The sequence below is a fragment of the Nocardiopsis sp. NPDC055551 genome (assembly GCF_053619415.1).
Genome location: NZ_JBSHJJ010000001.1, coordinates 516,338 through 540,534 on the forward strand (window position 1 = coordinate 516,338; position 24,197 = coordinate 540,534).

23 protein-coding genes are annotated in these 24,197 nt (G+C 70.4%); all 23 read left to right on the top strand.

Translation table 11 applies throughout. From position 1 onward, the window contains the following. Window position 1: 1 nt before the first annotated feature. The 23 genes from iolC to ACWGSK_RS02200 all read left to right on the top strand — a co-directional run bounded on the left by iolC (window position 2) and on the right by ACWGSK_RS02200 (window position 24,180). The gene (gene iolC, locus ACWGSK_RS02090) at window positions 2-943 is read left to right on the top strand and encodes a 5-dehydro-2-deoxygluconokinase (protein ID WP_452455183.1); all 942 of its coding nucleotides are present in this window, start codon (window positions 2-4) and stop codon (window positions 941-943) included. Then, complete coding sequence (locus ACWGSK_RS02095) at window positions 933-1,853, top strand: Cgl0159 family (beta/alpha)8-fold protein (protein ID WP_452455019.1); 921 nt, start codon at window positions 933-935, stop codon at window positions 1,851-1,853. Before iolC ends, ACWGSK_RS02095 begins: the two co-directional genes overlap by 11 nt. Next, on the top strand, window positions 1,850-2,737 hold the full coding sequence (gene iolB / locus ACWGSK_RS02100; protein ID WP_452455020.1) for a 5-deoxy-glucuronate isomerase: 888 nt from the start codon (window positions 1,850-1,852) through the stop codon (window positions 2,735-2,737). The genes ACWGSK_RS02095 and iolB overlap by 4 nt, the downstream gene beginning before the upstream one ends. Next, window positions 2,734-4,641, top strand: coding sequence for a 3D-(3,5/4)-trihydroxycyclohexane-1,2-dione acylhydrolase (decyclizing) (gene iolD / locus ACWGSK_RS02105; RefSeq protein WP_452455021.1), 1,908 nt, complete (start codon window positions 2,734-2,736; stop codon window positions 4,639-4,641). Before iolB ends, iolD begins: the two co-directional genes overlap by 4 nt. A gap of 19 nt (window positions 4,642-4,660) precedes the next feature. Continuing rightward, a complete protein-coding gene (locus ACWGSK_RS02110; RefSeq protein WP_452455022.1) occupies window positions 4,661-5,611 on the top strand; it encodes a TIM barrel protein in 951 nt (316 codons plus the stop codon). 43 nt (window positions 5,612-5,654) lie between these two features. Beyond that, window positions 5,655-6,632 (top strand): substrate-binding domain-containing protein, encoded by a 978-nt coding sequence (locus ACWGSK_RS02115; RefSeq protein WP_452455023.1) that lies wholly within the window; start codon window positions 5,655-5,657, stop codon window positions 6,630-6,632. 2 nt (window positions 6,633-6,634) lie between these two features. Next, window positions 6,635-7,699: an ABC transporter permease gene (locus tag ACWGSK_RS02120; protein WP_452455024.1), complete on the top strand. Its 1,065-nt coding sequence runs from the start codon at window positions 6,635-6,637 to the stop codon at window positions 7,697-7,699. A 2-nt stretch (window positions 7,700-7,701) separates the two neighbouring features. Then, complete coding sequence (locus tag ACWGSK_RS02125; RefSeq protein WP_358509120.1) at window positions 7,702-8,532, top strand: ATP-binding cassette domain-containing protein; 831 nt, start codon at window positions 7,702-7,704, stop codon at window positions 8,530-8,532. 66 nt (window positions 8,533-8,598) lie between these two features. Then, the gene (locus ACWGSK_RS02130; RefSeq protein ID WP_452455025.1) at window positions 8,599-9,651 is read left to right on the top strand and encodes a LacI family DNA-binding transcriptional regulator; all 1,053 of its coding nucleotides are present in this window, start codon (window positions 8,599-8,601) and stop codon (window positions 9,649-9,651) included. A gap of 175 nt (window positions 9,652-9,826) precedes the next feature. Beyond that, complete coding sequence (locus ACWGSK_RS02135) at window positions 9,827-11,143, top strand: extracellular solute-binding protein (protein WP_358509114.1); 1,317 nt, start codon at window positions 9,827-9,829, stop codon at window positions 11,141-11,143. 25 nt (window positions 11,144-11,168) lie between these two features. Further along, window positions 11,169-12,134, top strand: a complete 966-nt coding sequence (locus ACWGSK_RS02140) for a carbohydrate ABC transporter permease (protein WP_358509111.1) — start codon at window positions 11,169-11,171, stop codon at window positions 12,132-12,134. Window positions 12,135-12,168: 34 nt separating this feature from the next. Then, window positions 12,169-12,966, top strand: coding sequence for a carbohydrate ABC transporter permease (locus ACWGSK_RS02145; RefSeq protein WP_358509108.1), 798 nt, complete (start codon window positions 12,169-12,171; stop codon window positions 12,964-12,966). A gap of 202 nt (window positions 12,967-13,168) precedes the next feature. Beyond that, window positions 13,169-14,167, top strand: coding sequence for a substrate-binding domain-containing protein (locus ACWGSK_RS02150; protein WP_358509105.1), 999 nt, complete (start codon window positions 13,169-13,171; stop codon window positions 14,165-14,167). Between the two features lie 51 nt (window positions 14,168-14,218). After that, window positions 14,219-15,739, top strand: a complete 1,521-nt coding sequence (locus ACWGSK_RS02155) for a sugar ABC transporter ATP-binding protein (protein ID WP_358509102.1) — start codon at window positions 14,219-14,221, stop codon at window positions 15,737-15,739. A gap of 14 nt (window positions 15,740-15,753) precedes the next feature. After that, window positions 15,754-16,764: an ABC transporter permease gene (locus tag ACWGSK_RS02160; protein WP_358509099.1), complete on the top strand. Its 1,011-nt coding sequence runs from the start codon at window positions 15,754-15,756 to the stop codon at window positions 16,762-16,764. Between the two features lie 21 nt (window positions 16,765-16,785). Beyond that, a complete protein-coding gene (locus tag ACWGSK_RS02165; protein WP_452455027.1) occupies window positions 16,786-17,874 on the top strand; it encodes a zinc-dependent alcohol dehydrogenase family protein in 1,089 nt (362 codons plus the stop codon). Beyond that, complete coding sequence (locus ACWGSK_RS02170; RefSeq protein ID WP_452455028.1) at window positions 17,871-19,073, top strand: hypothetical protein; 1,203 nt, start codon at window positions 17,871-17,873, stop codon at window positions 19,071-19,073. Before ACWGSK_RS02165 ends, ACWGSK_RS02170 begins: the two co-directional genes overlap by 4 nt. 9 nt (window positions 19,074-19,082) lie before the next feature. Further along, window positions 19,083-19,838, top strand: coding sequence for an SDR family NAD(P)-dependent oxidoreductase (locus ACWGSK_RS02175; protein ID WP_358509091.1), 756 nt, complete (start codon window positions 19,083-19,085; stop codon window positions 19,836-19,838). Between the two features lie 25 nt (window positions 19,839-19,863). Continuing rightward, the gene (locus tag ACWGSK_RS02180) at window positions 19,864-20,595 is read left to right on the top strand and encodes a FadR/GntR family transcriptional regulator (protein ID WP_358509089.1); all 732 of its coding nucleotides are present in this window, start codon (window positions 19,864-19,866) and stop codon (window positions 20,593-20,595) included. After that, window positions 20,592-21,737, top strand: a complete 1,146-nt coding sequence (gene dgoD, locus ACWGSK_RS02185) for a galactonate dehydratase (protein WP_452455029.1) — start codon at window positions 20,592-20,594, stop codon at window positions 21,735-21,737. The genes ACWGSK_RS02180 and dgoD overlap by 4 nt, the downstream gene beginning before the upstream one ends. A gap of 16 nt (window positions 21,738-21,753) precedes the next feature. Beyond that, window positions 21,754-22,614, top strand: coding sequence for an SMP-30/gluconolactonase/LRE family protein (locus tag ACWGSK_RS02190; RefSeq protein ID WP_452455030.1), 861 nt, complete (start codon window positions 21,754-21,756; stop codon window positions 22,612-22,614). After that, a complete protein-coding gene (locus tag ACWGSK_RS02195; protein ID WP_358509080.1) occupies window positions 22,611-23,591 on the top strand; it encodes a sugar kinase in 981 nt (326 codons plus the stop codon). Before ACWGSK_RS02190 ends, ACWGSK_RS02195 begins: the two co-directional genes overlap by 4 nt. Continuing rightward, complete coding sequence (locus ACWGSK_RS02200) at window positions 23,584-24,180, top strand: bifunctional 4-hydroxy-2-oxoglutarate aldolase/2-dehydro-3-deoxy-phosphogluconate aldolase (protein ID WP_358509077.1); 597 nt, start codon at window positions 23,584-23,586, stop codon at window positions 24,178-24,180. The genes ACWGSK_RS02195 and ACWGSK_RS02200 overlap by 8 nt, the downstream gene beginning before the upstream one ends. The last annotated feature ends 17 nt before the right edge of the window (window positions 24,181-24,197 follow it).

The following is a 24,197-nucleotide window of genomic DNA, read 5'->3' on the forward strand; positions in this document are numbered from 1 at the left end:
CATGGGCAGGGTCGGTGTCGACATCTACCCGCACCAGGTGGGGGTCGGCCTGGACGAGGTGGAGTCCTTCGGCAAGTTCCTCGGCGGCAGCCCCACCAACGTCGCGGTGGCCGCGGCCCGCCACGGGCGCGCCGCCGCCGTCATCACCCGCGTCGGCGACGACCCCTTGGGCCGGTTCGTGCACCGGGCCCTGCGCGGCTACGGGGTGGACGACCGCTTCGTCGACGCCGTGCCGGGCACCGCCACTCCCGTCACCCTGTGCGAACTCTTCCCACCGGACGACTTCCCGCTGTACTTCTACGGCCGAGACCCCGCGCCGGACCTGCTCATCGAGGCCGACGAACTCGACACCGGGGCCATCGCCCGAGCCGATCTGTTCTGGGCCACCGGCACCGGGCTGTGCCGCGAACCCGGCCGCACCGCCACCCTGACCGCGCTGCGCGCACGCGAGCGCCGCCACCCCACCGTCCTGGACCTGGACCACCGCCCCATGTTCTGGGACTCCCGGGAACAGGCCCGGCGTCACGTCGCCGAGGCGTTACCCCTGGCCACCGTGGCCTGTGGAAACCTCGACGAGTGGGAGGCGGCCGTCGGCACCCGCGACCCCGTCGAGGCCGCCCGCCGTGGCCGCGCACTGGGCCTGACCCTGGCCGTGGTCAAACAGGGGCCGGAGGGAGTGTCGGCCGTCGACGACACCGGTCCGCACAGCGCGCCTCCGGTACCGGTGGAGGTGGTCAACGGGCTCGGCGCCGGGGACGCCTTCGGAGGTGCCCTCTGCCACGGCCTGCTCTCTCGATGGCCCACCGAACGCATCCTGCGCTTCGCCAACGTCGCCGGCGCCATCGTCGCCTCCCGGTTGGCGTGCTCGGACGCCATGCCCACGACCGCCGAGGTGCGGGCCGCCCTGGAGACCGGTGGAGCGGGGGCACCCCATGCCCGATGACGCGGTCCACCGAACCGCTACCGCCATCACCCGCGAACAGGTCCGGGAACTCACCCGCGCCCGTCTGTTCCATCCCGCCGTCATCACCGACGCCGCCGCTCGACGAAGACGCCCCACCACCCCCGTGGGCCCCTCGGGGCGGGCGCTCATCATCGCCGCCGACCATCCCGCCCGCGGCGCCCTGCGCGCCGGGGCGCACCCCCTGGCCATGGCGGACCGCACCGACCTGCTCTCCCGCCTGTGCGCCGCCCTGGCCCGCCCCGGGGTGACCGGGGTCCTGGGCACCGCCGACGTCCTGGAGGACCTGCTCCTGTTGGGCGCCCTGGACGGCAAGGCGGTGTTCGGTTCGATGAACCGGGGAGGTCTGGCCGGCGCCGACTGGGAGGTCGACGACCGGTTCACCGGCTACACAGCGCACGGCCTGGCACGCTCCGGCTTCGAGGGCGGCAAGATGCTGCTGCGCCTGGACTACGCCGACGACCGCACCGCCCGCACCCTGGAACACTGCGCCCGGGCCGTGGCCGACCTGGCCGAGACCGGACTGGTCGCGATGGTCGAACCCTTCGTGTCCCGCCGGCCGGACGGACCCGGCCAGGGGCTGCGCAACGACCTGTCCATCGAGTCCGTCACCCGCGCCGCCACGATCGCCGCCGGTCTCGGCTCCTCCTCGGCGCGCACCTGGCTCAAACTCCCCGCGGTCGAGGACATGGAGCGTGTCGCCGCCGCCACGACACTGCCCACGGTCATCCTTGGCGGTGAGGTCGCCGCCGACCCCGAGGCCGCCTACGCCCGCTGGGCCAAGGCGCTGGAGCCACCGACCGTCATCGGGCTGGCCGTCGGCCGGTCCCTGCTGTATCCGGCCGACGACGACGTCGAGGCCGCCGTCGACACCGCTGTGGGGTTGCTGTGAACACCGAACACCACCTGTCCGCGCTGAGCACCGCCCAACCGCCGTTCCGCACCGTGGTCACCCCCGACACCGCGGGGTGGGGCTATTCGGGCCTGCGGGTTTTGGAACTGGCACCCGGGCATTCGGCTCGGATCACCACCGGGGACTCCGAGGCCCTCGTCCTACCGCTGGAGGGCGGCTGCACCGTCGCCCTGGACTCGATGGTCTTCGAGGTCGAGGGCCGCGACGACGTGTTCTCACGGGTGAGCGACTTCGTGTACCTGCCACGAGACGCCCGCGCCACCATCACCAGCCGGGACGGAGGCCGGTTCGCCCTGCCCGCCTCGCGCTGCGACCGGGCCCTGCCCGCCCGCTACGGACCCGCCGAGGACGTCCCCGTCGAACTGCGCGGGGCCGGACAGAGCAGCCGCCAGGTCAACAACCTGTGCCTGCCGGGCACCTTCGCCGCCGACCGTCTCCTGGTGTGCGAGGTCCTGACCCCCTCGGCGAACTGGTCGTCCTACCCGCCGCACAAACACGACGAGGTCACCGCCACCGAGTCCGAGCTGGAGGAGATCTACTACTTCGAGATCTCCGATGGGCCGCACGGACACGGGGTGGGCTACCACCGGGTGCACGGCACGGAGAGACGACCCATCGAGGTCATGGCCGAGGTGCGCAGCGAGGACGTGGTCCTGGTCCCGCACGGCTGGCACGGGCCGTCCATGGCCGCGCCCGGCTACGACATGTACTACCTCAACGTCATGGCCGGCCCCGGGACCGAACGCGCCTGGCGGATCAGCGACCACCCCTCCCACGCCTGGGTCCGGGACACCTGGGCCCGACAGCCGATGGATTCCCGGCTGCCGTTCAGCTCGCACCGAGGCAGAGGAGGTCGGACGTGAACCGGCCCGGGTCGACCGATTCCACCGATACCGTCCGGCTCACCACGGCCCAGGCCCTGGTGCGCTTCCTGGCCGCCCAGTACACCGAACGCGACGGCGAACGCCACCGTCTCATCGCCGGCGTGTGGGGCATATTCGGCCACGGCAACGTCGCCGGAATCGGCCAGGCCCTGCTCCAGGCCGCGGTCACCGCGCAGGTGGACCTGCCCTACCGTCTGGCCCGCAACGAACAGGCCATGGTGCACACCGCCGCCGCGTACGCCAAGGCCACCGACCGGCTCTCCACCTACGCCTGCACCGCCTCCACCGGCCCCGGTTCCACCAACATGGTCACCGGCGCCGCCCTGGCCACCACCAACCGGGTCCCCGTCCTACTGCTGCCCTCGGACATGTTCGCGAGCCGCGCCGTCGATCCGGCCCTGCAACAGTTGGAGGATCCGCGCGCCGGCGACGTCTCCGTCAACGACACCCTGCGCCCCGTCTCCCGCTACTGGGACCGCCTCAGCCGACCCGAACAGCTCCTCGCCGCCGCACCGGCCGCGATGCGGGTGCTCACCGACCCGGTGGAGACCGGCGCCGTCACCCTGTGCCTGCCCCAGGACGTCCAGGCACAGGCGCACGACTGGCCCCTGGAGTTCTTCCGCGAACGTCTTTGGCACGTGGGCCGCCCCGTACCCGAACCCGCCGCCCTGGCCCGTGCCGTGGCGGCGATCCGCGCCTCCCGCCGTCCCCTGCTGGTGGCCGGGGGAGGGGTGGTGTACTCGCGCGCCACCGCCGAACTGCGCGCCTTCGTCGAGGCCACAGGTATCCCCGTCGCCGACACCCACGCCGGCAAGGGCGCCCTGCCCTGGGACCACCCGCGGGCCGTGGGCGGACTCGGTTCCACCGGCGCGCGTTCGGCCAACGAACTCGCCCGTGAGGCCGACCTGGTGATCGGCGTCGGTACCCGCTACGGCGACTTCACCACCGCCAGCCGCACGCTCTTCCAGCACCCGCACGTGCGCCTGGTCAACGTCAACGTCGCCCGCTTCGACGCCGCCAAACTCGCCGCGACCGAGGTCGTCGCCGACGCCCGCACCACCCTCACCGCGTTGCGCGAGGCGCTGGCCGGTTGGCGGGTGGATTCCGACCACGAACACCGCTCCCGCGCGCTGGCCGACGACTGGGTCGCCGAGAGCGATCACCTCCGTCGCGCCGGACCCCACGGCGGCTTGCCCGCGCAGAGCGCCGTCATCGGCACCCTCAACGACGTCCTCGACGACCGTGACGTGGTCGTCAACGCCGCCGGGAGCATGCCTGGCGACCTGCAAAAACTCTGGCGGGCCCGGGATCCCAAGGGCTACCACGTCGAGTACGCCTACTCGTGCATGGGCTACGAGATCGCCGCCGGACTCGGCGTGAAACTGGCCGCCCCCGACCGGGCCGTGTTCGTACTGGTGGGCGACGGCTCCTACCTCATGCTCGCCCAGGAGATCGCCACCCTGGTCGCCGAACGCGTCGCCATCGTCATCGTCGTGGTCGACAACCAGGGATTCGCCTCCATCGGCGCCCTGTCCGAGAGCGTGGGATCCCAACGCTTCGGCACCGGCTACCGCTACCGCGACCCCATCACCGGACTACTGGACGGGGCCCCGCTGCCCGTGGACCTGGCCGCGAACGCGGCCAGTCTCGGCGCGCACGTCATTCGGGTCGAGGAGCCGGGCGACCTGGCCGGCGCCCTGCGCGAGGCCCGCGCCGCCCGCACGACCACCGTCGTCCACCTGCGCACCGACCCCCATGCGCCCGGGCCGCCCACCACCGCCTGGTGGGACGTGCCCGTGGCCGAGGTGTCCACCCTCGACACCACCAGGAACGCCCACGACGAATACCGGCGGCACCGGCGCACCCGTCGCCACCACCTGTGAGCCCCCGCGAGGAGCAGCCATGACCGACACAGCGGCACCCACCGGACCCCGGACCCTCCACGACCACCTCGTCCTGGGCTCGGCCCCCGACTCCTGGGGCGTGTGGTTCCCCGACGACACCCTCCAGATCCCCTGGCCCCGGTTCCTCGACGAACTCGCCGACTCCGGCTACGGGTGGCTCGAACTGGGCCCCTACGGCTACCTGCCCACCGACCCCGCCCGGCTCGCCGACGAGGTCGGCCGCCGGGGCCTGCGCGTCAGCGGCGGCACCGTCTTCGGAGACCTGCACAACGCGCACAACCGCGAGGAGACCTTCGCCACCGCGCGCACGGTCGCCGCGCTCACCGCGGCCGTGGGCGCCCACCACCTGGTGTTCATCCCGCCCATGTACCGAGACCAGCGCACCGGCGAGTACACCGAGTCGCCCACCCTGGACGCCGACCAGTGGCGGCACCTGACCCGCACCGCCGACGAACTCGGCCGGATCCTCATCGACGAGTACGACGTGCGCCTATGCCTGCACTCGCACGCCGACACCCACGTGCGCACCCAGGACGAGATCGAACGGTTCCTGGACGCCACCGATCCCGACCTGGTGTCCCTGTGCCTGGACACCGGCCACGTCGCCTACGGGGGCGGTGACGCCGTCGACCTCATCCGGCGTTACCGGGAGCGGGTGGGCTACGTCCACATCAAGCAGATGGACCCCGAGGTCCTGCGGCAGGTGGATACTGAGGGACTGAGTTTCGGCGAGGCGGTCCGACGTGGGGTGTGCGTGGAACCCCCGGCCGGGGTGCCCTCGCCCGCATCGGTGGTCGACGCCCTCGCCGAGGTGGACGCCCGGGTGTTCGTCATCGTCGAGCAGGACCTGTACCCCTGCGGTTTCGACGTGCCCAGGCCGATCGCCGAACGCACTCGCCGCTACCTGAACGGGTGCGGTCTGGGCGCACGCCACCAACGGCTGCCCTGAACCACCCCCACATCCATTCGACATGATCCCCCGGAGGCCAACGATGCGACGTACACCCACCACTCGGGCCATGGCCCTGGGAGCCGCGGGCGCGCTCCTGTTCGCCACCGCCTGTAGTTCCGAGGGCGGTAGGGAACAGTCCGCGCAGGACACCGAGAACGTCGACCTGACCATCGCCATGATCACCCACCAGGTGCAGGGCGACACCTTCTGGGACATCGTGCGCAACGGCGCCGAGGCCTCCGCCGAGAAGAGCGGCGTCGAACTGGAGTACGCCTCCGACCCCGAGGCCGGTGAACAGGCGAGCCTGGTGCAGAACGCCGTCGACCGCGGCGTCGACGGTATCGCCGTCACCCTGCCCAGCCCCGAGGCGATGGAGGGGGCGCTGGCCGCCGCGGAGGCCGCCGACATCCCGGTCGTGGCCCTCAATTCCGGTATCGAACAATGGCAGGACCTGGGCGTGCAGCAGTACTTCGGCACCGACGAGTATCTGGCCGGTGAGGCGTTCGGCGAACGCCTCGACGAGGAGGGCCTGGAGAACGTCGTCTGCGTCATCCACGAACAGGGCAACGTGGGCCTGGAGTCGCGCTGTGAGGGTCTGACCGAGGAGTTCGACGGCGACTCCGAGACGCTCTACGTCGACAGCGCCAACATGCCCGAGGCGCGTTCGGCCATCTCCGCCCGTCTGGAGGAGTCCACCGACATCGACCTGGTCGCCGCCCTGGGCGCCCCGATCGCCATCACCGCGCTGGACGCCGTCGACGACGCCGGCAGCGAGGCGGCCATCGCCACCTTCGACACCAACGCCGAACTCGTCGCCGCCCTGCAGGACGGCGACGTGCTGTGGGCAGTGGACCAACAGCCCTACCTACAGGGATACATGGCGGTGGAGTCGCTATGGCTGTACCGCACCAACGGCAACACCCTGGGCGGCGGAGAACCCGTCCTGACCGGACCGGCGTTCATCGACGAGACCAACATCGACGAGGTCGCCGAGTACGCGGAGAGAGGAACGCGCTGACCATGGGCAGCACAGTGGTACCTAAGGTGCCGCCCGCCGCCGAGGGCGGGGAGAAGACACTGCGCGTGGGACGACGGGGTCCGTTGCGCCGCTTCCTGACCCGCCCCGAGGTCGGGTCGCTGCTGGGCGCCGTCGTCGTGTTCGCGGTGTTCTTCGCCATCGCGGAACCCTTCCGCACCGGTTCGGCCATGGCCACCGTGCTCTACGCGGGCTCCACCATCGGCATCATGGCGGTGGGCGTGGCCCTGCTGATGATCGGCGGCGAGTTCGACCTGTCCGCGGGGGTCGCCGTCATCACCTCCGCGCTGAGCGCGTCCATGTTCGCCTGGTGGTTCTCGCTGAACGTGTGGGTCGGCGCCCTGTTCGCGCTCGCGGTGGCCCTGGCGGTGGGGTTCCTCAACGGTTGGATCCTCACCCGCACCAAACTGCCCAGCTTCCTGGTGACCCTGTCGATGTTCCTCATGCTGCAGGGCGTCAACATCGCGGTCACCCGCCTGGTCACCGGGGGAGTGTCCACCCGCGACATCTCCGACATGGACGGCTTCGAGTCGGCCCGGACGGTGTTCGCCTCCACCATCTCCGTGGGCGGGGTGTCGGTGCGGATCACCGTCCTGTGGTGGCTGCTGTTCGTGGCCCTGGCCACCTGGGTACTGGTGCGCACCCGCGTGGGCAACTGGATCTACGCGGTGGGCGGCGACGCCGAAAGCGCACGCGCCGTCGGTGTTCCCGTCGCCGGGGTCAAGATCGGCCTGTTCATGACGGTGGGCTTCTTCGCCTGGTTCTCCGGCATGCACCTGCTCTTCGCGTTCAACACCGTCCAGTCCGGCGAGGGCGTGGGCAACGAGCTGCTGTACATCATGGCCGCCGTCGTGGGCGGATGCCTGCTCACCGGCGGCTATGGAACGGTGATCGGCGCCGCCATCGGCGCGTTCATCTACGGGATGACCCGACAGGGCATCGTCTACGCGGGTTGGGACAACAACCTGGTCATGTTCTTCGTCGGCGCGATGCTGCTCGCCGCCGTCGTGATCAACGGCTGGGTGCGCACCCAGGCCGATCGGAGGTGAGCATGGGCGACGACACACCCCTGCTGGAGCTGCGCGGCGTGCATCGCCACTTCGGCAACATCCGTGCCCTGACCGGTGTGGACCTGCGCGTTCACGCCCGACGGGTCACCTGCGTGCTCGGCGACAACGGCGCCGGCAAGTCCACGCTGATCAAGATCCTGTCCGGCCTGTACGGGCCCACGACGGGGGAGTACCTGGTGGACGGCGAACCGGTGACGTTCACCTCGCCGCGCCAGGCCCTGGACCGGGGCATCGCCACCGTCTACCAGGACCTGGCGTTGGTGCCGCTGATGCCGGTGTGGCGCAACTTCTTCCTCGGTTCGGAACTCCGTCGAGGGCGGGGCCCTCTGTCGATGCTGGACGTGGCGCGCATGCGTTCCATCGCCGACACCGAACTGCGCAAGATCGGCATCGACCTGCCCGACATCGACGCGCCCGTGGGTCACCTGTCCGGTGGACAGCGCCAGGTGGTGGCGATCGCCCGTGCCATCTACTTCGGGGCGCGGGTGCTCATCCTGGACGAGCCCACCGCCGCGCTCGGGGTCAAACAGTCCGGGGTGGTGCTCAAGTACGTCAACGCCGCACGCGAGGCCGGGCTGGGCGTCGTGTTCATCACCCACAACCCCCACCACGCCCACCTGGTCGGTGACCACTTCACCGTGCTCAAACTGGGCGCGGTGGAACTGGACGAGCCCCGCGAGAACCTGTCGCCGCAGGAACTCGCCCACCACATGGCCGGGGGCGCCGAACTCGACGCCCTGGAGCACGAACTCCAGGGCGGCACCGCCCCGCCCGTGGAACCGTTGCACGACGAACCCCGTGCCCAGGGGTGAGTCGGGGATCCGCGCCCGGATATGGCCGATCGGGGCGTGGACCCCGGTCCCACTATCATCCCACCTATGACGAGTGGGAACCCGGGACGAAAGCGTCCCACGATCAGTGACGTCGCCAGACGAGCGGGCGTGTCCAAGGGCGCGGTGTCGCGGGCTTTGAACAGCGGCACCGGGGCCAGCTCCGAAACCCGTGAGCGCATTCGTCAGGCGGCGGTGGAGCTGGGCTGGAGCCCGAGCTACGCCGCACGCGCGCTCAACGGCAAGCCGCTGGGCACCATCGGTCTGGTGGTGCGTCGTTCCCCCGAGATACTCGACTTCGACGCGTTCTTCCCCTCGGTCCTGTCGGGTATCGAGTCGGTGCTCTCCGGTGAGGAGCACGCCACCGTCATCCGCTTCGTGCCCGACACGCGGACCGAGACCGCGACCTATGAGCGGTTGTTCAATGACCGCTTCGTCGACGGTTTCCTCGTCACCGACCTGCGGGTGGACGATGGTCGTCCCGAGTTGTTGCGCCGGGTGGGCGCGCCCGCCGTCGTGGTCGGTGTGCCCGAGGGTTCCACGGACCTTCCCTCCGTCACCATCGACTCCGAGGAGGCGATCCGCGGTCTCGTGCGGCGCTTCGTGGAGGCGGGCCATCGTCGTATCGCCCATGTCCAGGGTGCCCCCGACATGCTGCACGCCTTCCAGCGCAGGCGTCACTGGGAGCGGGCGGTCCGCGAGTTCGGGCTGGAACCGGGCCCGGTCGAGGAACAGGGGGGTTACACCATCGAGGGTGGGGCCCGGGCCACACAGCGCCTCATCGACCTGCACGTCGACGAACGCCCCACGGCCATCTTCTACGGCAGCGACATCATGGCCGTAGGGGGCTACTCGGTATTGGGGAAGGCCGGACTGGCCGTCCCCGACGACGTGGCGGTGGCCGGATTCGATGACATCCCCCTGGCCTCGTTCGTCTCGCCGCCGCTGTCGACCGTCCGTAGCAGGCATCGAGCGCTGGGCAGCGCCGGGGCGCGCATTCTGTTGGACATGCTCAAGGGACAGGAACCGCCGCTGTCGACCGTGATGACCGGTGAGCTTTGTCTGAGGGAGTCCTCCGGGCGGCCGGACCCGCCCGAGTAACGGTTTCACAACCACCTCTGCTATGTCCGCGAGATCTCACTTACACTTGCGCGGTAAACCGGTTTACCTGATTGGTCGGAGGCCGATCGGAGAACACGTGGCCGGTCGATTCCATTGCGCTCCGAACCGTCGGTGATGGGCGGGTGCGCATGACCAATGGGAAACGGAGACGGTCGTGAAGATTTCCGCCAGAGCGGTGTTGTCCGCTTCGACCGCGCTCGGACTCGTCGCCGCACTGACCGCCTGCGGTCCCGACGAAGGTTCCGAGGGCGAGACCCTGACCTATTGGGCCAGTAATCAGGGCGCGAGTGTGGAGGAGGACCTGGAGGTCCTTCAGCCCGCGCTCGACCGCTTCACGGAGGAGACCGGAATCGAGGTCGAACTGGAGGTCGTCCCCTGGAGTGAGTTGTACAACCGCATCCTCACCGCGGTCAGTAGCGGCAATTCGCCCGATGTGCTCAACATCGGCAACACCTGGGCGGCCAGCCTTCAAGAGACGGGTGCCTTCGTGCCTTTCGAGGGCGCGGAACTGGAGGCGGTGGGCGGAGAGGAACGCTTCGTCACCACCAGCTTCGCCACCGGTGGCGCCGAGGGACAACCCCCGACGTCGGTGCCGCTCTACGGCCTGTCCTACGCGTTGTTCTACAACCCCACCATGTTCGAGGAGGCGGGCATCGAGGAGCCGCCCGCGACGTGGGAGGAGTTCGTCGACACCGCGAACGAGTTGACCCGTGACACCGATGACGACGGTGAGATCGACCAGTACGGATTCGGGCTGGAGGGCGGCAACGAGCGCCAGAACTCCCACATGGCCTTCATCCTCGGTCGACAGCAGGGCGGACACCTGTGGGCGGAGCAGGGGCCCACGTTCTCCTCCGACGAGCAGGTCGCCGCGGTCAAGCAGTGGGTGGACCTGATGGCCGTGGAGGACGTCGTCGACCCCAGTAGCGCCGAGTTCAGCGACGGCACCCAGGCCATCAGCGACTTCGTCGACGGGCGCTCGGCCATGATCATCGTGCAGGGCAGCGCCCGCACCACCATGGCCGCCCGCGATTTCGACGACTACGAGATCGCCGAGGTGCCCATGCTCGACCCGCTTCCGGGGGATCCGATTCAGAGCCTCGCGGCCGGCATCAACATCAGTGTCTTCAACGACACCGACGACCAAGAGGGCGCGTTGCGGTTGGTCGAGCACCTGACCAGCCCGCAGGAGCAGGTCTACCTCTCGCAGGAGTTCCAGACGCTGCCGGTGGCCACCGAGTCCTACGACAACGAAGACCTCCAGGACGAGTCGATGGACACCTTCCAACGGATCCTCACCGAACACTCCGAACCGATGCCGTTGATCCCCGAAGAGGGACAGATGGAGACGGTGCTCGGTGCGGCGATCGGTGGGATCTTCGCCGACATAGCGACCGGAAGCGAGATCACCGAGGCCGACGTCCGTCAGGCCATGGAGGACGCCGAGGCCGAGATGGACGCCGCGAACTGAGCGGCGTACCCCTGGAGGGCACCAGATGTCGTTCACCGAAGAACCGCGGTCCGGTGCCGCGCCCGGGTCCGACCGGCGACGGTCGCGCCGACCCGGGTGGTTCCTGCCGTACGGCATGATCCTGCCGGCGGCGGTGCTGGAGTTGCTGGTCCACATCATCCCCATGCTTCTGGGGATCTACATCGCGTTCACCTCGCTGACGCAGCTGACCATCCGGCGATGGACGACGGCGCCGTTCGTCTGGTTCGACAACTTCGTACGCGGCCTCGACCCCGGGAGCGCCCTGGGCAACGCCCTGTTCGAAAGCCTCATCCGCACCATCGTCTACACCGTGCTGGTGGTGGGGTTGTCGTGGGCGCTGGGCATGGCGGCGGCCGTCGCGCTGAACACGAGGTTCCGGGGGCGCGGCGTGCTTCGCACGCTGTTCCTGGTGCCCTACGCGCTGCCGGTCTACGTCGCCGCCATTCTCTGGGCGTTCATGTTCAACCAGCGCGACGGCATGGTCAACCGCGTGCTGGTGCAGGACATGGGCCTGTTGGACGAACGTCCCTTCTGGCTCATCGGTGAGAACGCGTTCTGGGTGCTGGTGATCGTGTCGGTGTGGCGCCTGTGGCCGTTCGCGTTCCTGATGTTGTTGGCGGCGCTACAGAGCATCCCCGCGGACGTCTACGAGGCCGCCGCCATCGACGGCGCCTCGACATGGAAACGGTTCACCGACATCACGCTGCCCATGGTCCGATCGGCGAACCTGGTCGTCCTGCTCGTCATGGGGTTGTGGACGTTCAATGAGTTCAACATCCCCTATCTGCTCTTCGGCGATACCTCGCCCGAGAGCGCACGATTGATATCGCCACTCATCTATGAGCATTCCTTCGTCAACTGGAACTTCGGGTTGGGCGCCGCGATGAGCGTGATGTTGCTGGTCGTGTTGATCGTCGCGTCGGCGATGTACGTCCGAATGGTGCTGCCCAAGGGGAGTGGCAATGATTGAGACCAGGGGGTTCCGTTGGTTTCGAAGGGTCGTCTTGACCTTTCTCACCGTGTTCACCGTGCTGCCGCTGTATGTGTTGGTGGTGACCTCGGTGAAGCCATTGGAAAACGTCAGGGGGACGTTCACGTGGTTCCCCGACCGGATCACCTTCCAACCGTTCGTGGACATGTGGACGACGATCCCCTTGGCGAGCTATCTCGTCAATAGCCTCATCGTCACGACCACGGCCACGGTCCTGGCGCTGCTGGTGGCGGTACTCGCGGCCTACCCGCTGTCGCGACTGCGTTTTCGCGGCAAGCGATTGTTCAGCATGACGGTGCTCTCGACACAGATGTTCCCGGGCATCCTGTTCCTGCTACCGCTCTTCCTGATCTTCGTGCGGGTGGAGGACCTCATCGGTATCGAGCTCACCGGTTCCTACCTCGGGCTGATCATCACCTATCTGACCTTCGCCCTGCCGTTCTCGATCTGGATGCTGGCCGGGTACTTCAGCGCCATCCCCGAGGGGTTGGAGGAGGCGGCGATGATCGACGGCACCACCAGGGTCGGCGCCTTGGTCCGTGTCATCCTTCCGGTGGCCAGGCCCGGCATCATCGCGGTCGGTGTGTTCGCGTTCATCACGGCTTGGGGCGAGGTGCTGTTCGCGTCGGTGCTGACCGACACCGAGACCCGCACGCTCTCCATCGGGCTCAAGCTCTACACCAGCCAGACCGACACGCTGTGGAACCAGCTCCTGGCGGCATCGCTGACCATCTCCCTGCCGGTGGTCATCGCGTTCATGCTGATCCAGCGCTACCTCGTGTCCGGACTGTCGGCGGGGGCGGTGAAGTAGCGCGAGGCGGTGCTCCGGGGAGGCTCCCGTTCGGGGAGCCTCCCCGACGTGCGTTCGGGGTCAGGGGCCGGCACCGCCATCCGTAAAATAATTAATTAGTATTTATTCTTGACGTTACATAGGTCACTCTGCGATGCTCGGGCGCAGTCGATAAAGGCGTCCGCGCAGGTGAGCGGTACGCCCTACGTCAAGGAGGACCCCCATGGGCAGACGACCGCCACGCCCCCCGGGCCGCGCGCTCGCCACGCTCGCCGCCATCCTGTGCGTGCTGACACTCGCCGGATGCGGCGCCCGGCTCGGAGAGGACGGCCGGATCGGCGTGGTCTACATGGACGCGCAGGGTTTCTACGCGGGTGTCCGCCAGGGCATGCAGGACTACGCCGAGAACTCCGGACGCGAACTCCAACTCCTGGAGCTCAACGCCCGCGGCGACGCCTCGGAGGAGAGCACCTTCGTCGACGTCGCCTCATCGGCCGACGTCGACGCCCTGGTCCTGTCACCGGTCTCGGCCACCGCCTCGGTCCCGGCCCTGCGCCTGGCCCACGAGAGCGGCGTGCCGGTGATCTGTTACAACACCTGCATCGAGGACGAGGCCGCCCAGGAGTACGTGACCTCCTACATCCTCGGTGATCCCCACGAGTTCGGACGTCTGCTCGGCGACTCCGCCGCGGACCACTTCGAGGGCGAAGGGGTGGAGGATCCGCAGATCGCCGTCCTCAACTGCGAGTTCGTCGAGGTCTGCGTACAGCGCCGCGAGGGGTTCGAGGAAGCGCTCTTCGATCGCCTGCCCGAGGCGCGGATCGTGGCCAACCAGGAGGGCGCCACCATCGACGAGGCCGTCGACGTGGGCGAGCGCCTCCTCACCGCCCACCCCGACCTGGACGCCTTCTACGGCGAGGCCGGCGGAGCCACCATGGGCGCGGTCCGCGCCGTGGGCAACCGCGGTGCGGAGGGCGAGGTAGTGGTCTTCGGCAGCGACATGTCCACCGACGCCGCCCGCGCGCTGTCGGACCACACGATCCTCAAGGCCAACGTCGACATCTCCGGCATCGAGGTGGGACTCCTGGCCGGTGAGACGGTCGAGCGCGTCATCGCGGGTGAGGAGTCCGACGAGTTCGTCACCCCGGCCCCCATCGACCTCTACACCACACCCGAGGACGGCGAGGAGTGGCTCCAGACCCATCCGGAGGGCATCCCCTGACGGTTCTTCCCCGACCACCCGTCCATCCTTCGTCCCATCCATGGAGCACCCATGAGCGACAACCCCGTCGAGGCGGCACCCGCCACGAAGGTCGTGGCCCGCGTGCGCGGCGCGACCAAGAGTTACCCCGGAGTCACCGCCCTGGACCACGCGGACTTCGAGATCCACGCCGGAGAGGTCCGCGCCCTGCTCGGCCGCAACGGAGCCGGCAAGTCCACCCTGATCCGGCTGCTGGCGGGGGTGGAGACCCCCGACGAGGGCGAGATCGAGATCGGTGACCTCCCCCTCGGAGAGGGTGGGATCCGCCGTTCCGCCGAGCTCGGCGTGGGCACCGTCTACCAGGAACTCAGCCTGGTCCCGGAGCTCTCGGCGGCGGAGAACCTCTACCTCGGGTCCTGGCCCAAGGGACGTGGACGCATCGACTACGCCGCCATGACGTCCGGGGCCGAGGAGATCTTCACCGAACTCGGAGTGCGCATCTCTCCCGGCACCCGCGTCGGAGAGCTGCCCCTGGCCCAACAACAGCTCGTCGAGATCGCACGCGCCTTCCGGTCCAGGCCCCGACTCCTCATCCTGGACGAACCCACCAGCGCCCTGGCCGCGGCCGAGGCGGAGGCCGTCCTGGAGGCCGTCACCCGCGTGGCCGCACGCGGAGTGGGCGTCATCTACGTCAGTCACCGCCTGGACGAGATCCGCCGCGTCGCCGACACCGTCACCGTCATGCGCGACGGCGCCATCGTGGAGACGGTGCCGATCCAAGGCGCCACCACCGAGCGCATCGTCTCCCTCATGCTCGGCGAACGCGCCGAGGAGGCGGAGACCGTGCCACGGCGTCGGAGTCCCCTCTCGGACACGCCCTTGCTGTCGGTCCGCGACCTGGCGGTCCCGCCCAAGGTCGAGAGCGTCTCCTTCGACCTCCACCCCGGTGAGGTCCTGGGCCTGGGCGGCCTCATGGGGTCCGGGCGCACCGAACTCCTGCGCGCGCTGGCCGGGTTCACCCCGTCCCAGGGCACCGTAGAGGTGGACGGCGGGCCGGTGGCCCGCCCCACCCCGCGCACGATGCGGCGCCTGGGCGTGGGCATCACCCCCGAGGACCGCAAGGGAGAAGGCGTGGTCCCCCTTCTCGGAGTCTCCGAGAACATGGTCATGACCTGGTACGGAGGGGCGTCCCGGGCCGGGACCGTGCTTCCCTCACGGGTCTCCTCCATCGGACGCGACCTCATCGATCGGCTGTCCATCAAGGCGGCCACACCCGAGACCCCCATCGTCAACCTCAGCGGCGGCAACCAGCAAAAGGCCGTCATCGGCCGTTGGCTGCACGCCGGAAGCCGCATCCTGCTCCTGGACGAGCCCACCCGCGGCGTGGACGTGGAGGCCAAGGCCCAGATCTACGCGATCGTCCGCGAACTCGCGGAGCAGGGCGCCGCGGTCCTCTTCGTCTCCAGCGAACTGGAGGAACTCCCGCTCGTGTGCGACCGCGTGCTGGCCCTGCGCGGTGGCCGCCTGGAGGGCGAGTTCACCGGCGAAGACATCACCCTGGACAACATCATGGCCGCCGCGATGGCGGCGTGAAGGGCGAGGTAACAATGACCACCACGACCAAGGTCACCGGCGAAGCGGTCTCCGCCCGTGGCGACCTCATCGGCCGCTACGGCCACCGCCTCAACGAGATCGGCCTCCTGGCCGCCATCCTCATCCTCTACATCGTCCTCGGGCTCTCCGCCTCCGGGTTCCTGAGCATGGACAACCAACTCGGCCTGCTGCGCAACGCCGCGACGATCGGCATCGCGGCCTGGGGCGTCACCCTGGTGATCATCGCCGGGGAGATCGACATCAGCATCGGCCCGGCCGTGGCCTTCGCCTCGGTCATCGTCGCCAAGGGCGCCACGGAGTGGAACCTGGGAGTCCTCGGCGCCATCCTGCTCACCCTGGCCATGGGTCTGCTGTGGGGCGCGCTCGCCGGGTGGCTCAGAGCCCGGTTCAACGTGCCCTCCTTCATCACCACGCTGGGCCTGTGGAGCGTGCTGGGCGGGCTGGCGTTGTACATGACCGACGCGCTACCCGTGCCGCTGCCCGAGAGCGCCCTGTTCGACGTGCTCGGCGGGTCCGTCCTGGGTGTGCCCACGGCCGCGCTGGTCATGCTCGTGCTGTTCGCGGTCTTCGCCTACGTGGCCAAGTACACCGCCTATGGTCGGTCCGTGTACGCCACCGGCGGCAACGCGGCCGCCGCCCAACTGGCCGGGCTCAACGTGGCCCGGGTCCGCATCCTGCTGTTCGCCACCACCGGGCTGCTCGCCGCCATCACCGGTGTGCTGCTCGCCGCACGTCTGGGCTCGGGCAACGGCGGTGCCGCGGCGGGCCTGGAGTTCGACGTCATCGCCGCCGTCGTCATCGGGGGCACCGCGCTCGCCGGTGGACGCGGCTCGCTCGGGGGCACCTTCCTCGGCGTCGTCTTCATCACCGTCATCGCCAACGGTCTGGTGCTGCTCGGAGTCAACTCGTTCTTCCAGGACGTGGTGCGCGGCCTCATCATCGTCGGGGCCGTCCTGATCAACGTCGTCATCAGCCGGCGCAGCGCCGCCAACCGACTCGCCTGACCCGAACGGGGGAACATCGACATGAACGTGACGGACCCGAACACCCCGCCCCCGACCATGCGCGGGGTACGCCTGCCCGGCGACTCCACCGCGGTCGTGGAGACCCTGCCCGTGCCCGAGCCCGGACCCGGCCAGGTCCTGTTGAGGGTCGGGGCCTCGGGCATCTGCGGCAGCGACATCGGCTACATCTACCACGAGCACAAGACCCACCGCGGCGTCGACGGGCCCGCCTACCGCGGCGTCGTCGCGGGCCACGAACCCTCCGGGACCATCGTCCAGGCCGGTCCGGGATGCCGAAGGTTCGGCCCGGGAGACCGGGTCATCGTCTACCACATCGCCGGATGCGGGCTGTGCGACAACTGCCGGCGCGGCTACATGATCAGCTGCACGGCACCCGACCGGGCCTCCTACGGCTGGCAGCGCGACGGCGGCCACGCCGAGTACCTGCTGGCCGAGGAATCGACCTGCGTCCCCCTGCCCGACGAACTCTCCTTCGTGGACGGGGCGCTCATCGCCTGCGGGTTCGGCACCGCCTACGAAGGGCTGCGGCGCATCGGGGTCGACGGCGACGGGGACCTGCTCGTCGTCGGCCTGGGACCGGTCGGCCTGGCCGCCGGCATGATCGGCCGGGGCATGGGAGCCACCCGGGTCATCGGGGTGGAACCCAACGAGCGGCGCCGCGCGTGGGCCGCCGACCTGGACGTCTTCGACACCCTCGCCGCACCGGCGGAGGCGGCCGAGACGATCGGCCGGGCCACCGCCGGCCGGGGCGCGGCGACGGTCATCGACTGCTCGGGCTCGCGCCCGGGCCGCTCCCTGGCCCTGGAGAACGCGGCCGAGTGGGGACGGGTCTCGCTGGTAGGCGAGGGCGGCACGCTGGAGACCGAGGTGTCCGACACCCTCCTGCACAAGCAGCTCACCCTGTACGCCTCCTGGGTGACCTCGCTACCGGCCATGGCCGAGTTGTCGGTGAACCTGGTCCGGTGGGGGCTGTCCCCGGAACGCGTGGTCTCCGACCGTTTCGATCTCACCGAGGCCGACACCGCCTACCGGCTCGCCGCGGGCGAGAGCCGGGGCAAGGTGTGCCTGGTGAATCGGGAGGAAGGATGAGTCCCGTCGAGGTCCGCCATGAGGGTTCGGGCGCGCGCGAGCTGATCGTGCTCGACAACGGGCCGGTCCGGCTGGTCGCGGCGCCCGGACTGGGCGGCCGCGTCCTGTCGGTCCGCCATCGCGGACACGAACACCTGTACCGCAACTCCCGTCTGCTGGACGAGGACCTGCGCCCCGTGGAAGGCGTGGTGCTCGGCCCGGTGGACGGGCCGATGAGCGCCTGGAACAACGTCGGCGGCGACAAGACCTGGCCCGCGCCCCAGGGGTGGGACGGCCCCCACGAGTGGGCCGGTCCGCCCGATTCCGTCCTGGACTCGGGCCACTACGCCGTCGAGATCGTCTCCGCGCCGGACGGCTCCGTCACGCTCACCCTCACCAGTGGGGACGACCCTAGGTCGGGCCTGCGCCTACGCCGTCGCCTGACCCTGGAACCGGGCGTCGCCGGCTACCGGCTGGAGCTGGAGGCGGTCAACGTCTCCGACACGGTGCGCCGGTGGGCGCTGTGGAACGTGACCCAGATCGACGGCGCGCCCGCCACGAGGGAGGACGCCGGTGGCGTCTTCGTGGGCGTACGAGGGGACGGGCCCCACGTCGTCGCGCTCGTCGCCGGCAACGGCCACCCGCGCGTGGTGGAACACACGCCCCGGGTGATGCGGGTGCCCTCGCAGGAGGTCGTCGGCAAGGTCGGCTTCCCCACGGCGTCCGGATGGCTGGCCCACGTGGGCGCCTCGGGCACGCTCACCCAGCGCTTCGACGTGAACGAGGGGGCCGACTACCCCGATTCCGGGTCCCGGGCAGAGGTCTGGTTGGAAGCGCCGGTTGAGCGACCGTTGGAGCACCTGGGCGGGCTGTACCCGGTGGACCGGGTGACCGAGGTCGAGGCACTGGGGCCGCGCACCGAGCTCGCACCGGGGGGACGAACGACCCTGGGCATCGAGTTCGGCTTCGGTGCGGGGGCCGAACCGGTCTCCGAGGTGGTCCCCGACGGCTTCTGGAGCGAGCCACCGCACTGGACCGGGTTCGACGCCAGGGGAGGGCGGCTGGCCGGGACCTTCACCGCCCTGCGTTCCGGCGACCTCCTCCACCGGGCATCCGGACACGTCGTGGCCCGGACCCGGCCGGGAGAGCCGACACACTGGGCCGCCCCGATCCCCGGAGCCGACGAGCACACCGCGACCGACGTCGAGTTCGTACCGTAAGGGAGAGACATGACCAAGACCAGGCACGACGGAGTGACCGCCGTGGTCACCGGAGCGGCACGGGGCATCGGCGAGGCCACCGCCCGCCGCCTCGCCGCCGAGGGGGCCGCGGTGGTGATGACCGACCTGTCCCCGAGCCTGGAGGGGGCCGCCGAACGCATCCGTGCGCGGGGCGGACGCGCGCTGGCCGTGCGGGCGGACGTGAGCGACGAAGCCTCCTGGGATCGGGTCGTGGCCCAGGCCCGAAGCGCCTTCGGTCCGGTGGACGTCCTCGTCTCCAACGCCTACACGTTCGAGGAGGCGCCCGCCCACGAGACCACACTCGCCTCCTGGGAGCGCCAACTGGCCGTCAACCTCACCGGGGCCTTCCTCGGGGTTCGCGCCTGCCTGGACGACCTGATCGCCCGTGAGGGAAGCGTGGTCGTCACCTCCTCGGTCCACGCCTGGTTCGGACTGCCCGGCCGACCGGCCTACGCCACCGGCAAGGGCGGCCTCACCGCCCTGACCCGCCAACTCGCCGTCGAATACGGTCCGCGGGTGCGCGTCAACTGCGTACTGCCCGGGCCCGTCCTCACCGCCGCCTGGGAGGGGGTGGGGGAGGAGGAACGTCGCGCCAGCGTCGCCCAGACCGCCGCGGGCCGCTTCGGGGACCCCGACGAGGTCGCCTCCGTCATCTCCTTCCTGGCCTCCGCCGAGGCCTCCTACGTCACCGGGGCGAGTGTCCCGGTCGACGGAGGGTGGAGTATCTACAAGGCGTCCTCGTGACCGGACGCCTGGAGCGGAGGAAGTGATGGCGGCCTATTCGGGACGCGGTGTGCACGGCCAGACGGTGCGGTTGTTGGGTGAGCGCCTGCTCTCCGGCGGGTTCGGTGAGGGGGAGACGATCGACCTGGTCGCGCTCAGCGAGGAACTCGACCTGAGCCTGACCGCGCTCCGCGAGGCGATCAAGGTTCTGGCGGCCAAGGGCCTGGTGGGCTCGCGGCAGAAGAAGGGGACGTTCGTGCGTCCGCGAGGGGACTGGAACCTGCTCGACCCGGACGTGGTCCGGTGGCGGATCGCCGCCGGGGCGGGCGACGTCTTCTTCCAGGAGCTGGCCGAACTGCGTGACGCCCTGGAACCGGCCGCCGCCCGGCTGGCGGCCGGACGCCGTGAGGACGCCGACGTCGTCGAGCTGCGCGCCGCGCTCGCCGACATCGCGGCCTCGGTCCAGGGACCGGCCGAAGCCGCCGTGCGGGCCGACCTGCGCTGGCACAGGGCCCTGCTGGACGCCACGCACAACGAGCTGTTCACCCGCACGGACGTCTTCTTCGCCGCGGGGCTGTCCGAACGCGACCGCCTGGTCCACGGGGGCGACCATGGCGATCCGGTGCCCAGCCACGGCGCGGTCACCGAGGCGGTCGTCGCCGGTGATCCCCTCGCGGCCGAGGCCGCCATGCGTTCCCTGCTGGCCCAGGCCAGGGCGGACCAGCTTCGCGTCACCGAGTACGACGCGACCGAAGATCGACTGGAGAGACCACAGTGAGAATCACCCGTATCGAGACCTTCCTGGTGCCGCCCCGGTGGCTGATGTGCCGGGTGGAGACCGACGCCGGGATCGTCGGCTGGGGCGAGCCCGTGGTGGAGGGCCGGGCCGAGACCGTGCGGGCCGCGGTGGAGGAGCTGTCCGAACTCCTCCTGGGCCAGGACCCCGCCCCCATCGAGTACCACTGGCAGCGACTCACCAAGGCCGCCTTCTACCGGGGCGGGCCGGTGCTGTCCAGCGCGGTCGCGGGGCTCGACCAGGCGTTGTGGGACATCGCGGGCAAGACCCTGGGCGTTCCCGTGCACCGACTCCTCGGCGGCCCCGTCCGAGACAAGGTGCGCGTGTACGGCTGGGTCGGCGGTGACGACCCGGCGGAACTGGCGGACTCGGTCGCCGCGCGCGTGGAGTCCGGTCTGACCGCCGTGAAGATGAACGCCTCGGGGGTGATGGGCCGCTCGGCCACCGTCCGCGAGCTCGACGGCGTCGTGGAGCGGCTGGCCGGGGTACGCGAGGTACTGGGCCCGGACCGGGACGTGGCCGTGGACTTCCACGGCCGCTTCAACGCGGCCACCGCACGCCGGGTCCTGCCCCTGCTGGAACCCCTGCGCCCCATGTTCGTGGAGGAACCCGTGCTGCCCGAGTACGGGCACCTGCTGGGCGACGTCGTACGGTGCAGCCCGGTGCCCATCGCCACGGGAGAGCGCCTGTTCGGCCGCGGCGACTTCCTCCCCGCCCTCCAGGCCGGCATCGCGGTCGCCCAACCCGACCTGTCCCACGCGGGAGGGATCTCCGAGGTGCGCAGGATCGCCTCCCTGGCCGAGACCTACGACGTCCTTCTGGCACCGCACTGCCCGCTCGGCCCCCTGGCCTTGGCGGCGAGCCTCCAGGTCGCCTTCGCCACCCCCAACTTCCTCATCCAGGAACAGAGCATCGGCATCCACTACAACCGGGACGCCGAACTGCTCGACTACGTCCTGGACGCCGACGTCTTCGCCTTCCCCGACGGGCACATCCACAGGACCGACGCCCCGGGGCTGGGCGTGGACGTGGACGAGGACGCGGTGCGAAGGGCGGACCGGAAGGGCCACCGCTGGCGGCCCCCGCTGTGGACCCACGACGACGGCTCCTTCGCGGAGTGGTGAGGAGGAGGTGACACGGATGCGACACGAACCTTGGAGTACGGACCGCTTCGAACTCGGGGAGGGCCTGCGCCTTCATGGCCCGGACCTGCTGATGGTGGACATCCTCACCGGCAGGCTCCTGCGGCTCGACCCCGGCCTGCCCGGACCGGCCCAGGTGCTCGTCGACCTGGACGTGCCCTTGGGCGCGGTCGCCCCCGTACGGGACCGGCCGGGAACCTACGTCGCGGCCGCGGGCACCGGGGTGGCGCTGCTCGCCGAGGGCGCCCGACCCCGATGGCTGGCCAGGCCCGAGGACGAGGCGGCCACACCGATGAGGATGAACGACGGCTGCTGCGACCCCCAGGGGAGGTTCTGGGCCGGGTCGATGGCCTATGACGGCACACCCGGCGCCGGTGCGCTCTACCGCGCCGACCCCGACGGCGGGGTCACCCGGGTCCTGGACGGCTACACGGTTCCCAACGGACCGGCCTTCACCGCCGACGGCTCCCGCATGTACCTCGCAGACAGCGCCGCGGGCAGAATCGACGCCTACGAGGTCTCCGCGACCGGGGAGCCCACGAACCCGTCCGTCTTCGCCCGCGTCGACGAGGGTGGCCCCGACGGGATGCAGGTCGACTCGGAAGGACACCTGTGGGTCGCCGTCTGGGGAGCCGGTCGGGTGCACCGCTACGACCCGGACGGAACCCTGGAACGCGTGGTCACCCTGCCCGCCGCCCAACCCACGAGCGTGTGCGTCGTGGACGGGCCGCGACCCCGGATGTTCGTCACCTCCGCCACGGTGGGCCTGAGCCACCCCGGCCCCTTCGACGGCGCGCTCTTCGGGGTCCCCGTGGACGTCGGCGCCCCGCCGGTCCGGTACTTCGGAGGGAACCCGTGACGCACCGAGTGACCTGTGTCGGTGAGACCATGCTGCTGCTCACCGCGACCGAACCGGTCCCCCTGGACCGGGCACCGCACCTGGCGATGGGCGTCGCCGGCGCCGAGTCCAACGTCGCCTGCGGACTGGCGGAACTGGGCCACCGGTCCGCCTGGCTGAGCGCCGTGGGCGACGACCCCTTCGGGCGGGTGGTCACGCGGAGCGTGGGACATCGGGGCGTGGACGTGTCCGGTGTCCGAGTCGACCCCGAACGGCCCACGGGCCTGATCGCCAAGGACCCCTCGCCCTCGGGGAGCACGGTCCACTACTACCGGGCGGGATCGGCGGCCTCGGCGCTCGGGCCCGAAATCGCCGATCACCCCCATGTCCGCTCGGCCGGGACGGTGCACCTGTCGGGCGTCACCCCGGCCCTTTCACCCGAGTGCGACGCCCTCGCCGAGCGCCTGCTCACCGACCCCGACGTGAGGGTGAGCTTCGACGTCAACCACCGGCCCCGGCTGTGGAGCCCCGGGCGGGCGGCCACCCGTCTGCTGGAACTGGCCCGGCTCGCCGACCTCGTCTTCGTCGGCAGGGACGAGGCGGAGGAACTGTGGGGTACCACCACGGCCCGCGAGGTGCGCTCACTCCTGCCCGACGTGGACCGTCTGGTGGTCAAGGACGCCGAACACGGGGCCACCGCGTTCGACGGTGACACGGAACTCCACGTACCCGCACCGGTGGTGCAGGTCGTCGAACCGGTGGGTGCCGGAGACGCGTTCGCCGCCGGGTACCTGGCCGGTGAACTGCGCGACCTGGACACCACGGGCCGCCTACGACTGGGGCACCTGTGCGCGGGGCGTGTCCTACGGGTGACCGGCGACCTCGCCGCCCCACCCCCTCCGGAACAGGTGGATGAACTGTTGTCGGTCCCCGACGAGCGGTGGATCGACCGAGCCTCCGCGGCGATGGCCGCGATGAGAGGAGACGACCATGAGTGACGAAGGTCTGGACGGCCTGTTCACCGGACACAGCGTGCTGGCGATCCTGCGCGGCATGCCCGTGGACACCACCGTCGCGTTGGCCGAACGCGCCTGGGAGCTGGGTGTCACCGCGATCGAGGTACCCGCCCGGGACGAAGCGGGTCTGGAGGCGTTGCGAGCGACCGTCCGGGCCGGGGCCGAACGCGGCCACCCCGTCGGCGCGGGCACCGTGATCTCCACCGAGCAGGTCCGAGCCGTGGCCCTGGCCGGCGCCGCCTTCACCGTCGCCCCGGGCTTCGACGCCCAGGTGATGGCCGCCTCGGAGGCCGCGGGCCTGCCACACCTGCCCGGGGTGGCCACCCCGAGCGACGTCCAGGGCGTGCTGAAGGCGGGCGGGCACTGGGTGAAGGCCTTCCCCGCCACGGCCCTGGGCACGGAGTGGTTCCGTGCCATGCGCGGGCCCTTCCCCGACGTGCGGATCGTCGCCACCGGCGGCATGGACGCCCGCAACGCGCGGGAGTACCTCGACGCGGGGGCGCGGATGGTGGCGGTCGGCTCGGCACTGGCCGACCCCGACCAGATCCCCCTCCTCGCCGAACTCCTCTGATCCGGTGACTCCGTGGG

Excerpts from the sequence above, each read along its gene's own strand:
- ACWGSK_RS02150 (WP_358509105.1), top strand. The coding sequence starts at position 13,169 with ATGGGCAGACGACCGCCACGCCCCCCGGGCCGCGCGCTCGCCACGCTC.
- ACWGSK_RS02160 (WP_358509099.1), top strand. The coding sequence starts at position 15,754 with ATGACCACCACGACCAAGGTCACCGGCGAAGCGGTCTCCGCCCGTGGC.
- ACWGSK_RS02130 (WP_452455025.1), top strand. The coding sequence starts at position 8,599 with ATGACGAGTGGGAACCCGGGACGAAAGCGTCCCACGATCAGTGACGTC.
- ACWGSK_RS02180 (WP_358509089.1), top strand. The coding sequence starts at position 19,864 with ATGGCGGCCTATTCGGGACGCGGTGTGCACGGCCAGACGGTGCGGTTG.
- ACWGSK_RS02175 (WP_358509091.1), top strand. The coding sequence starts at position 19,083 with ATGACCAAGACCAGGCACGACGGAGTGACCGCCGTGGTCACCGGAGCG.
- ACWGSK_RS02140 (WP_358509111.1), top strand. The coding sequence starts at position 11,169 with ATGTCGTTCACCGAAGAACCGCGGTCCGGTGCCGCGCCCGGGTCCGAC.
- ACWGSK_RS02190 (WP_452455030.1), top strand. The coding sequence starts at position 21,754 with ATGCGACACGAACCTTGGAGTACGGACCGCTTCGAACTCGGGGAGGGC.
- ACWGSK_RS02170 (WP_452455028.1), top strand. The coding sequence starts at position 17,871 with ATGAGTCCCGTCGAGGTCCGCCATGAGGGTTCGGGCGCGCGCGAGCTG.
- ACWGSK_RS02125 (WP_358509120.1), top strand. The coding sequence starts at position 7,702 with ATGGGCGACGACACACCCCTGCTGGAGCTGCGCGGCGTGCATCGCCAC.
- ACWGSK_RS02200 (WP_358509077.1), top strand. The coding sequence starts at position 23,584 with ATGAGTGACGAAGGTCTGGACGGCCTGTTCACCGGACACAGCGTGCTG.
- ACWGSK_RS02115 (WP_452455023.1), top strand. The coding sequence starts at position 5,655 with ATGCGACGTACACCCACCACTCGGGCCATGGCCCTGGGAGCCGCGGGC.
- ACWGSK_RS02120 (WP_452455024.1), top strand. The coding sequence starts at position 6,635 with ATGGGCAGCACAGTGGTACCTAAGGTGCCGCCCGCCGCCGAGGGCGGG.
- iolC (WP_452455183.1), top strand. The coding sequence starts at position 2 with ATGGGCAGGGTCGGTGTCGACATCTACCCGCACCAGGTGGGGGTCGGC.
- ACWGSK_RS02110 (WP_452455022.1), top strand. The coding sequence starts at position 4,661 with ATGACCGACACAGCGGCACCCACCGGACCCCGGACCCTCCACGACCAC.
- ACWGSK_RS02155 (WP_358509102.1), top strand. The coding sequence starts at position 14,219 with ATGAGCGACAACCCCGTCGAGGCGGCACCCGCCACGAAGGTCGTGGCC.
- ACWGSK_RS02095 (WP_452455019.1), top strand. The coding sequence starts at position 933 with ATGCCCGATGACGCGGTCCACCGAACCGCTACCGCCATCACCCGCGAA.
- ACWGSK_RS02165 (WP_452455027.1), top strand. The coding sequence starts at position 16,786 with ATGAACGTGACGGACCCGAACACCCCGCCCCCGACCATGCGCGGGGTA.